The organism is Lyticum sinuosum (assembly GCF_034471385.1).
GTDB lineage: Bacteria > Pseudomonadota > Alphaproteobacteria > Rickettsiales > Midichloriaceae > Lyticum > Lyticum sinuosum.
Map to the genome: position 1 here is coordinate 129,429 of NZ_JARGYU010000001.1, position 12,249 is coordinate 141,677.

General features: G+C 21.7%; 9 protein-coding genes. 7 read left to right on the plus strand and 2 right to left on the minus strand.

The genetic code is table 11. The features are described 5' to 3' along the window. Positions 1-23: 23 nt before the first annotated feature. Both Lyticum_RS00535 and yidC read left to right on the plus strand, forming a co-directional pair. Complete coding sequence (locus Lyticum_RS00535) at positions 24-2,516, plus strand: LPS-assembly protein LptD (RefSeq protein WP_322498386.1); 2,493 nt, start codon at positions 24-26, stop codon at positions 2,514-2,516. 199 nt (positions 2,517-2,715) lie between these two features. Then, on the plus strand, positions 2,716-4,482 hold the full coding sequence (yidC, locus tag Lyticum_RS00540) for a membrane protein insertase YidC (protein WP_322498387.1): 1,767 nt from the start codon (positions 2,716-2,718) through the stop codon (positions 4,480-4,482). 385 nt (positions 4,483-4,867) lie between these two features. Here yidC and Lyticum_RS00545 read toward each other — a convergent pair whose 3' ends face one another. Together Lyticum_RS00545 and Lyticum_RS00550 are read right to left on the minus strand one after the other, a co-directional pair. After that, the gene (locus Lyticum_RS00545) at positions 4,868-5,419 is read right to left on the minus strand and encodes a hypothetical protein (protein WP_322498388.1); all 552 of its coding nucleotides are present in this window, start codon (positions 5,417-5,419) and stop codon (positions 4,868-4,870) included. 21 nt (positions 5,420-5,440) lie between these two features. Then, positions 5,441-6,667, minus strand: coding sequence for an LptF/LptG permease family protein (locus Lyticum_RS00550; RefSeq protein WP_322498389.1), 1,227 nt, complete (start codon positions 6,665-6,667; stop codon positions 5,441-5,443). Positions 6,668-6,875: 208 nt separating this feature from the next. Between Lyticum_RS00550 and Lyticum_RS00555 the strand changes: the two genes are divergently transcribed. The 5 genes from Lyticum_RS00555 (at position 6,876) to Lyticum_RS00575 (ending at position 12,203) form a co-directional block, all read left to right on the plus strand. Continuing rightward, positions 6,876-7,691: a pseudouridine synthase gene (locus Lyticum_RS00555; RefSeq protein ID WP_322498390.1), complete on the plus strand. Its 816-nt coding sequence runs from the start codon at positions 6,876-6,878 to the stop codon at positions 7,689-7,691. A gap of 223 nt (positions 7,692-7,914) precedes the next feature. After that, the gene (locus tag Lyticum_RS00560; protein WP_322498391.1) at positions 7,915-8,658 is read left to right on the plus strand and encodes a phosphatase PAP2 family protein; all 744 of its coding nucleotides are present in this window, start codon (positions 7,915-7,917) and stop codon (positions 8,656-8,658) included. A 407-nt stretch (positions 8,659-9,065) separates the two neighbouring features. Beyond that, positions 9,066-9,755: a VirB8 family type IV secretion system protein gene (locus tag Lyticum_RS00565; RefSeq protein ID WP_322498392.1), complete on the plus strand. Its 690-nt coding sequence runs from the start codon at positions 9,066-9,068 to the stop codon at positions 9,753-9,755. 128 nt (positions 9,756-9,883) lie between these two features. Continuing rightward, positions 9,884-10,720 carry a TrbG/VirB9 family P-type conjugative transfer protein gene (locus Lyticum_RS00570; protein WP_322498393.1) on the plus strand — a complete coding sequence of 279 codons (837 nt, stop codon included), beginning with the start codon at positions 9,884-9,886 and terminating at the stop codon, positions 10,718-10,720. Positions 10,721-10,748: 28 nt separating this feature from the next. Then, positions 10,749-12,203 carry a TrbI/VirB10 family protein gene (locus Lyticum_RS00575; protein WP_322498394.1) on the plus strand — a complete coding sequence of 485 codons (1,455 nt, stop codon included), beginning with the start codon at positions 10,749-10,751 and terminating at the stop codon, positions 12,201-12,203. Positions 12,204-12,249 lie beyond the last annotated feature (46 nt).

Genomic DNA, 12,249 nt, shown 5'->3' on the forward strand with positions numbered 1-12,249 from the left:
TTTAGAAAATTCATTTTATATTCATGAATGTAAAACCAATAATAATAATTATTATTAATATTTTAAGTTTTTTTTTAGTTTTATCAACATATCCATTTTTTGATAAAAAAAATCAGAATATTGCATTAGAAGCAGAAAATATTATTTATACTGATGAAATTTTAAGAGCAATAGGAAATGTTAACATTACGGATGAAACAGAAGAAATAACATTAAAGGCAAATAGTATATTATGGGTACCCAAAAAAGAATTCTTTATTACAGATGGAAATGTTGAAATTTATGATTATTCTACTCAAAGTAAATTATTTGGGGATAAATTTTTCTTTTTTGGAAAAAAAAATGAGAAAATCTTTTTGGGTAAAAAAGTATATGCACAACTATGGGATAATAAAGTAATATTAAAAGCAAAAAATATTTATGTTTCTAGTACAAGAAATAATGATAAAAAAGATAATACTCAGAAACCTTATGATAATCAAAAAATATATAAACTAGATAATTTTTGGATTACTCTTTGTGGTCAATCTCCAAAGTGTTTTGGAAAATACGTATGGGAATTCTATGGAGAAGATGGAACTTATCAGAATGATATGATTGATATTAATAATGTAGAGTTATCTTTATGTGGATTACATATTATAAAAATCCCTAAATTCAATTACTCTATAAATAATGGTAGGTTGCCAACAGGATTATTTTTACCAAAATTATATTCAATAAGTCATGAAGGATTTGTTATCAGAATCCCATATCACTATAACGTTAATGATAGAATTGATATTATAATAGCTCCTCATTTATCTTTAAAAAAGCTTTTACCTATTATTTATGAATTTCAATTAAAACATAAATTTGATAATGGTGGATACAGTTGTAATATTAATACAAGCTATATTAAAGATTATAATTTAAATAAAAAAGAATCAGTATTTGAAAATTTCTATCATGAATACAATATAAATAATAATAAATATAATAAAAACTATAAAGACTTAAATTCTAAAAATGAGTTAGAAAAAAAAGTTAATGCCATGATAAAGTTACATGGAAATTTTATATATTATAATTCTAGTTTAGAATTAGGATTTGATATTAATAAACTAATTGATAAAGATAAAACATACGCTAAGAAATATCTGAATAATTATGATGATATTATGTACAGCACTATTTATAGTCATTATAGTCCTAATGATAGAAGTTTTATCATGGTAGAAGCATTAGAATTAGATGATATGCGTCCATATTCTCCTTACAAAAATTTAATCAGTTTTCCAAGAGCTTCTTTTATATATAATTCTTTTATATATCAATTGGGTAAATGGAAATATTCTTATAAAATAGATGGTATAATTGAAAAAATTAAAGATAATGCAAATTTTAAAAAATACAATTATAAATATAATCATAATACAAATAATCAGTATTTAAGTTATATTAACATTCATTATTTAAATGAATATAATCCATCAATACATTCTTCATCTTTTGATTTTAAACTTCAAAATAATATACAATATAATCATAGCAAAAATACTATATTTGAAGTTAGTCCATTGTTATCAATGAGATCTACAAAAAATATATCTGAAAAGAGTGGTTTTATTATTTATCCTGGTGTTGATTTTACTTTAAGTAAAAATTTAACTATTTTTAATGGTCAAAGTATACAAGTAGTGGAACCAATTGTTAGATTAAAAGTATCTCCATATCATAGAATAACTGTAAGTCCATTTAATAGGCAATTTTTAGAATATCAAGCCCCAACTATTCTTTCAAATAACCTTCGTTATTATATCAATGATCAATTACAATCTGGATCTAATTTAGATTATGGAGTTAATTGGTATTATTATGGAAGTCTTAATTTTAATATATCATTTGGTGGTAATTATAGATTATATAATTCAAAATTAAATAATTACAATGGTAATTTGAATAAATCATATCATTTAATGAATGATAATATAATACCAGGATCTAGTATATATCCATTAAATAAAGCTAGTTCAACATATAATATCAATGCTTCTACTAAAATTGGTAGAAATACAATATCAGCAAGAACATGGTTAAGACCTGATTTACTTACTCCTGTTCATATAGAAACTGATTGGATAATTAATAGTGATAATATCATAATGATTGCTGACTATACTTTTTTTGATAACAATTATTATTATGGTGATCCGATAAGAAATAGAAAATTTTCAAACAGTAGAAAAAAAACTTTTTATAGTAAAAAATATTATAATCATAATGAGCATGAAATTGGTGGGGATTTTTGGCGTAGAATGAATTCTGATTTATGGATAAATTTTAATGCACGTGGTAAGTTAAATAAGTATATGCCTAATGATAAAAACATAATAACTGCTGGTATTGGATTACGCTATCAAGTTGATTGTTTTAGAATTGATTTTGGCTTAAAAAAAAGCAACATCAAAATCAGAGATTTAAAACCATCTTTAATTTATTATTTTGATGTTGGGGTACCAATTTTAGGTTTTTAATGATATATATATTTTCAAAAAATTTTGTTAATTATATTATAATTTTATACACTTTTATACACTAATTATAATTAGTTTGGTTAAATCTTTAAAAATTTATATTAAATAATATATTATATATAATAATATAACTCTTGCATCAAAGTATTATTATGCTTAATGTGAATTAAGAAATTTTAATCTTAAAAAAAATATTTTGATGCAAGAAAGCAATCGTATTTTATTAGCTACAACGCTTTGCGTTATTATTATTATTGTATTTAATTATTTTTTTCCTCAAAAATATATTAATAATATTAATAATAAAAAAGATATTAGTAGTACAAAAAATTATATAATTCCTATTGAAAAACCTTCTATTATTGATACAAAAAACGATTACACAGAAAAAAAGGTAAAAATTGAATCGAAAAAATTTTCTGGATCAATAAATTTACGTGGAGCTTTAATTGATGAATTTGTTTTAAATGAATATAAAAAAAATACTGATATTAATAGTCAAAAAATGGATCTTTTGAGAAATTATAAATCCAAAAGACCATATTATATATCTTTTAATATAAAAATTAATAAATTATATAATAATATAGATATTCCAGGAAAAAATTCTTTATGGGAATCAGATAATAATGTTCTTTCTAATGAAAATCCAGTTACTTTAACTTGGATAAATGATCAAAAAATAAAATTTAAAATAGTATTAAAAATAGTTGATGATTATTTATTAAGAGTGCAATATCTGATAGAAAATATGAGCAATGTAGAGCCTGAATTCATGGAATATATAAATATAACTAAAACAAAAGTTGATGAAGATAAAGGTAAAAAAATTGCTGTGCATGAAGGTGGATTAGTAGTACAAAATGAAAAAATCTCAGAAATAAACTTTAATAAATTAGAGGATAAAGAATTTATTTATAAATCTAATATAAATTGGGCAGGTTTTAGCGATAAATATTGGTTGAGTGCTATTATATCTACGAAAGATGAAAAAATTAATACTGTAAAATTTACAAATAGTAATGATACAAGTGATAAAGATAATCATTATTTTTTTCTTGGAACTGGATCAAAACAAAAAAAAGCTTTAACTCAAAAAACAACATTATTATCTGATAATTATATTTTTATTGGACCAAAAGTAATAAAAATACTGGATGATTATAGTAATAAATACAATATTAGTCTTTTTGATCATGCTGTTGATTTTGGGTATTTATATTTTATAACTAAACCATTACTTATACTTTTAGTATATTTTTATGAATTATTTAAAAATTTTGGAATTGCAATTTTAATATTAACTATACTTGTAAAAATTGCGCTTTTTCCTTTGAATTACAAGGGATTAAAAAATATGGAAAAACTTAAAGAATTAAATCCAAAAATTCAATCTATAAAGCAAAATTATGCTGGAAAAAATGATTTAATTCAAAAGCATACAATTGCTCTTTATAAAAAGGAAAATGTAAATCCTGCTTCTGGGTGTATTCCAATATTCATTCAAATGCCAATATTTTATGCTCTTTACAAGGTATTTTGTGTATCAATTGAAATGAGGCATGCACCAATATTAGGATGGATAAAAGATCTATCAAGTCCTGATCCACTGACTATTTTTAACTTATTTGGATTAATAAAATGGACACCACCACATTATCTTATGACTGGACCAATTGCTATAACCATGGCTATTACAATGTATATTCATCAACAAATGAGTCCTAAGCCTGCAGATCAAACACAAGCTTATATGATGAAATTTATGCCATTATTTGTAATGATAATGGTTTCTTCATTCCCAGCAGGATTATTAATATATTGGACTTGGAGTAATATACTTTCAATAATTCAACAAATTATAACTAAAAAATTTATAACCAAAAACAAAACAAAAAACAAAATAATTCAACAAATTACAACTAAACAAATTATAACTAAAAGCAAAACAAAAAATAAAAAATAAAAAGTAATTTTGAAAAATAGTTTTGAAATTTATATAAAGTTTTTAGAATATAAAAATCTTAAAATTTAATAAATTGATTATATTTTGAATAATTCTTAATATTAATTAAAAAAAACAAAATAATTCAACAAATTACAACTAAACAAATTATAACCAAAAGCAAAACAAAAAATAAAAAATAAAAAGTAATTTTGAAAAATAGTTTTGAAATTTATATAAAGTTTTTAAAATATAAAAATCTTAAAATTTAATAAATTGATTATATTTTGAATAATTCTTAATATTAATTAAAAAAAATAAAACAAAAAACAAAATAATTCAACAAATTACAACCAAACAAATTATAACTACTAAAAGCAAAACAAAAAATAATTCGGTATTATTGTTATGAACATGTGAGTTCACCGCTGAATTCATATGTTCCCATTGATTCTATAAATAGGCTTAATGCGATTCCATCTAATACAGAAGCTAGTCTATAAATCATCTCTAATTGTGTTTCATTAAATCCAAGTGATATAATTTTTTGTTCATATTCACTTGTCAGTACATTCACTTTAAATATTAAACTGGCAGCATAACAAAATAATATAAATTCTTTTGTTTTAGATTCTTTTTTATCATTTACAAGAAATATTTTATTTTTATTTGATTTATCTAATATTTTTACATTAAAAGTATATAAACTTAATGATTTTATAATTACTACAGCCTTTTTGCATTCTAAAACTAAATCATCATCAATAATAGTTTTAGAGTATGCTTTTATATAATTTAAAAGGCGTTCATTTTCTATAGCATAAGCTATGCTCAATATAGCACCAGAAAATTGCTCAGGAGTTAAATTACAATGACATACAGAAAGATTTTTCAATTCTATACCAAGATTTTGAGAGTATTTTGGTAAGCGATTTATAAGAATTTGCAGTGAAGACATAATAACAATACTTACTTAAACTCATTTCTTTATTATAAGTAATATTTTAGTTATAAGCAAAATAGAAATTTGCATTATAATGCTTATAATAAAAGCGTTGTTGTTATTTTTCAACAATGCATTTATAGAAAAATATATTATTATTATAATAAAACTAACTGTAGTTGCAAAAAATATCTTTATTATATTACTTTTACGTGGATTACTTTTTATAATTTGAATTATAGATAGCATTATATTAACTAAGAAAATATTATACATTGGCCAGATAATTCTATGTAATAATATTAGTTTATATTTATTTGTTAATTTTTTTGAATTACTAATAGAATTAGTATCAAAATTACTTTTATTATAAAAATCTTGTATATTATAAATAATATTATCAAAATTACTTTTATTATAAAAATCTTGTATATTATAAATAATATTATCAAAATTACTTTTATTATAAAGATCTTTTACTGTTAAATGAGTATTATCTGTAAATTTATTATAAATTTGATTTACCTGTGGTAATTTTATAGTTAAATTACTTTTCTTAAATGTAGTAATTTGATTAATCTGATTATTTAATGTACTTATTATTTTTCCATTAAAAAACTCAACTATAATTTCATTTTTTTGATCTAATTTTTTTTCTATATTAGATTTCTTATCAAGATTTGTTGTTATATTATCTGTATTATAATATTTAAAAGTGTTTTTTGGAGGATTACTTTCTGATTTTGTACTAAATAATATACTATCGGCAATTATTATAGTATCATTTTTTCTATTTAATATTAGAATATCTTTTAAAATTTTTTTAGACAAAAATTTATTTTTTATATTTTTTGAAAAGAAAATAACTAAATTATTCTCTATTTGAAAAATTTCATTTATTGAAATTTTATCTTGCAAATATCTATCAACCGATGTTAATTCTGTTAAAATTATTTCTTTATTAAAAATTGGTAAAACACATAATGATATTGATTCATGTATAATAAAAATAATAAATGCTACTCTTTTGAATGGTATAAATATTTCAGATTTTGTTAATCCTAATGAATTTAATATAAAAGTATTTTTATATGAACTTAATAAGACAGATGTTGCGCTTAAAACACTTATAAATGGTAAAAAATTAAATAATATATTAGGAATATGATATATTATAATCAATAAATAATTTAATGATATACTAATATCATGTTGTAAAGCAAATTCCATGCTTAATCCTATTTGTGTTGATAATATTATCACAACAAATAGTAAACATATATTAATAAATCTTAATAGAAATAGCTTAAATAATTGCTTATACCATATTGGTATCATTATAAGTTTACTAAAATAATACTTAGTTGAATAATTTTGTTGTTCTTAATATTTTATCATTTTTATTATATTTATTATATTTATTATATTTATTATTAATAAATACTTAAATAATTAAATTTAAAAATAAAATATGAAGAATAAATTTAAAAAAACTTTTGAAGACAAATCATTAAGAAACAAACAATATACTAATAACAATCAATATGATATCAATCAATATAAAAATATAAAAATATCTAAATTTATATCAAAATCTGGAATTTGCTCAAGACGCAAGGCAGAAGAACTTCTTTCATTGCAAAAAATAAAGATTAATGGAAAATTAATTATAAATCCTGCTACCAGGATTAATGATTCAGATTCAGTTTTTATTGAAGGATATGGATTAGTTGATCCAAAAACTAATAATAAAACGCGTCTTTGGTTATTTCATAAGCCTCGAAATATTATAGTAAGTTCTTATGATCCACAAAATAGAAAAATCATTTTCGATTTATTGCCAAAAGATATGCCAAGAGTAATAACAATAGGTCGTTTAGATTATCAAACTGAAGGACTGATCTTAATAACTAATAGTGGATATATCGCAAGATTTTTCGAACTTCCAGTAAATAAAGTACCAAGATTTTATACATGTGAATATTATGGGAATATAAATTCCGATATGATATCTTCTGCAAGAAAAAACCTAAATATTGATGGTTTTTGCTATGATTCAGTAATATTTAATCCTATAAATAATCAAAAAGTTGATATTTTAATAAAAGAAGGAAAAAATCGAGAAATACGTAAAATTATGGAATATTTTGGATTGAAAATTAAAAGATTAATACGTAGGCAATATGGTATTTTTTCTATAAAATCTGTTCCAAATCCTTGTGATTTACAGGAAGTAACTTTTGAAAAAATTAAATATGCAATACAGCAAATTAATTGCGAATATTAAGTATAATAAAATTAATAATAATTTCATATTTTTTATGATAATATATTTATCTTTATTGATTGTTTTTATTATATTATTTAGATTTTTCCCTGAAATTGATATTAAATTTTCAAAATTGTTTTTTAATACAGAATTAATTTCTTTTGAAAAAATTAAATATGCAATACAGCAAATTAATTGCGAATATTAAGTATAATAAAATTAATAACATTTCATATATTTTATGATAATATATTTATCTTTATTGATTGTTTTTATTATATTATTTAGATTTTTCCCTGAAATTGATATTAAATTTTCAAAATTGTTTTTTAATACAAAATTAATTTCTTTTGAAAAAAATAGTTATATAGACATCTCATGTCAGATTATTACTATTTTTGGATTTATATTAATATTAATAATAATTTCATATTTTTTATTTGCTATAAAATATAAAAATAAAAAAAGCTTTCATCATTCAATTTATTTAGGATTAGCGCTATTTATAGTACCTATTCTCTTAAATCATATTATTTTTAAGTCTATATTTCATCGTCCTAGGCCTTATGATATTATTGAATTTGGTGGTAAATTAAATTTTACAAAAGCATGGGATATTAAAGGAGAGTGTATGGATAAGTGTTCTTTTCCATCTAGTCATGCATCACTAGGATATTTTTTATACTCATTTATTTGGATAATTGATTCGAAATTAAAAAAAAAGATTAATCACAAGAATATATTAGACAAATTATATAGAAAAAATAATTTTATCTTTAAATTTATATTGTATATTAGATTATATATATTTCGATTTTTTAATAAAAAAAATATTTTTTATATTGCAACATTTTTAGGTACTATTTTTGGTGGAATACGTATAGCAATGGGTTACCATTTCTTAAGTGATGTAATTTTTTCTGGATTTATTACTTTTGGAATAATTTATCTTATAAATATTACAACAATAAATTTTTTCAAATAAAAACATTACATTTAGAGTTATTTATATAAGGTTATTTATATAAGAAGTTATAAAATTAATCAATTATACAGATACTAAATTTAAAATTTACTATATATAAATGTATTGCTTATCGATTGGTAATTAAATATTATCAATAATATTATATATGTTTCTTACTATATAATATCTTAGTTTTATATAATTTTATTATTAAATTTACTTCTTAAGTATGTTGCTTATTAATAAATTTGTTAATATATTTTAATGATATAAATGATTTTTAATATCACTAAAGAATTACTAAGAGTATGCATATAAAATATTTGCAAGTTGATAAAGTTATCTATGAATATTAATTTTTTATTAACATATTAATACATAAAGTAAATTTAGATTAAATAAAAAAAAGTTAATATAAGAAAACAATGAAGAATAAAGTTGATAATAAAGCAACTAAAACAGCAAGTTCTAAAGAAGAATATAATAAAAATACATGGTATGTTGATTCTTATAATAGTGTTCTTATACAAAGAAATTTTTTTATATTGATTTTCTTTATATGTGTTTTAGTTATCACATTATCTATAGTGACTATAAGATATATAAAAAATACACAAACAATAGAACCGTTTGTAATTGAAATAGAGCAAAAAAGTGGTGTACCTACAGTAATTAAGCCGCTTGATGTAAAGGAATATTCTGCAAATGTTGCTGTAAAAGAATCTTTAATAGTTCAGTATATTAAAGCTAGGGAGAGTTATTCTTATTATAATTTTTTTTATAATTATTATAATGTTGTTAAAGTTATGTCATCTCCACAGATATATTATGGTCAGTATAGACCAATATTTGGACCACAAAATAAAAATAGTCCTTATAATATTCTCAATAAGAATGGGACAATAGAAATTAAATTTAAATCAATAGTTTTTCAAACTCCAGATACTGCTCAAGTAAGAGTATATCTTGATAGTTCAGGAAGTTTCAGTGGAGATAAAATAATTTTAATTTCTTTTAGTTTTGAGAATATAACATTGAGTGAGACTGAAAGATATATAAATCCACTTGGTTTTGTAGTTAAATCTTATCAAATAGCGAATGAAAATATAAAATAATTTATAAATTTGTATAAAAAACTAAAAAAATATAAATTTGGTAGACAATGTTTTCTTTATATTATATATAATAAAAAATGAAAAAATTTTACACAGAATTCAATGATATTAAAATATTTCTATTTAATATGAATAAAATTTTATACTATTTTCATTTAAATCTTAATAATTCTTTTAAGATATTTAAAATAGTATTTTATTATATAATAATATTTTTATTCTTATTTTTTTTTAATAATTATTTTGATATATTAAATTTTTTTGCAAAAAATGATAAAATTTTTGCTTATGATGCTCCAATATCTACCGATAGTCGTATAAAAACTATGATTTATAGTGAAAATGAAGTATTTCCAATAGTTTTACATTATGGTTATCAAACTTCTATAGATTTTGGAAAGGGCGAAGTTATTCAAACATATTCTGTTGGTAGTACGTACGCTTGGCAATTCTCAATTGTTGGAAGAACTATGTTTATAAAACCTCTTGAAGAGAATATAATAACAAATATGACAATTATAACAAATAAGCGTCGTTATTATTTTGAATTGATATCAAAATCATTTGTTAGTGCTATGGATAGTGATGTAGCATATGCTATACGTTTTTTTTATCCAGATGAAAATGAAACATCTAAAAAGTCAAACAAAATTAAATCTGATAAATTAGAAGTAGAACTTAAAAAATTTGATATTGATCAGATTAATCCTTATAACTTTAATTATAAGATTAGTGGTGATAAACAATTAGCCCCAAGATTAGTATTTGATGATGGAAATAATACTTATTTTCAATATTCAACCATATTAGGATTTATTCCAACAATAAAATCTCATTCTAGTTGTTCTAATTTACACGTAAGACAAATTGGTAACTATTTTATGGTTAATGAGGTTGGAGGAGGATTTACTATATCTAATAACAATAAAAGAGCTTTAGTTGTATCTAACAAATCCAAATATTAATTTATTTATTAAATAGTTAAAATAGCTGATGAAAGAACAACAAAATTACGAAGATAATACAATTGATGATCAAAATAATAATAATGTATTTGAGGAAAATGATCATGATAATGTACAGGAAAATTTAAATGATTCTGATAAACCTAAGTATAATTTTCAAAATAAGAATAAGATAATTATAATAGTTATTCTTATAGCTATTATGTTATTGATGTTATATTTTTTTATGTCATCTGATGATGATAACGATAAAAAGAAATTAAGTGATTATAATACTGATAAATCTTCTTCATTAAAACAAAATTATACTACTGATGATAGTAGTTTAAATAATACTCAATATTCTCCGATTCAGAATAAAAATTTTACTATAAATGATGTTCAAAAAACTGTGTCTCAACCAGAGATACCATTACCACCACCTCCTGCTCCTACTGATCCTGGGAATCCTGTTACTTTAGAAATTCCTAAACCTCAACCTAAATTAGAAAAAAAATCATCATCTAAAAATACTACTATACCAGCATTAAATAATGATTTTAATTCATCACAGGAAATTAAACCGATAAATAATATTCCACTTATTACAGAAAGTAAAGAAGAAAAACAGAAGAAATTGGCTACTATGAGTTCTAGCATAATGGTTTTTGGTGGAGCAACTGGTGGTGATATAGAAAATGGTTCTGTAACGGATGGTAAAAATAAAGATGCTAAAAATACACAAGCTAATACTAGTGTTGATGCAAGTAAGAAATTTTTAGGTTTTGATGGTGGTAATATAGATAATAATTTTGATGTTTTAAATGAGTCATCGGGTGCTATTACTGTTACACAAGTAAAAAATCTCCAAAGAACAATAGTTCAAGGAAAAATTATTGATGCTGTTCTTGAAACAGCAATTACAACACAAATGGGGCAATCTGGCATTGTAAGAGCTACTATATCTCGTGATGTTTATGCAGATCAGGGAAAAAATATATTGATTCCAAAAGGATCAAGAGTCATAGGTAATTATCAAGGAGGTGTTAAAGATGGTCAAACTAGAGTTAGTATAGTATGGGATAGAATTGTTACTCCTAAAGGAATAGATATAAAGATAGCATCAGAAGCTTCAGATCGTCTTGGTAGAACTGGGGTTCCTGGTTTTGTAGATGATAAATTTGGTTCTAAATTAATAAGTGCTCTTTTAATATCTTATATTATTCCATTAGGAGCATTAGAAATTACAGGTGGTGGTAATGATACTATAACGACTTCTAATGATGGAACAAAAACTAGTAATACAACAACTGCAAGAGCTCAAATCTTATCTGATGCTACAGATGAATTTAGTACATCTGCTGAGGATATTGTAAAACAGCGTTTTCCTGATACTACAGTTATAAGTGTAGATCAAGGAGCAATGATTAAAATATTAGCTAATAAAGATATAGTTTTTCCAAATGCTGCTATTGATCATTCGAATGTTAATTATAATAATTAAAAGCTGAAGAAAGATGAAAAATACTCAAAAATACTGAAAAAAATTA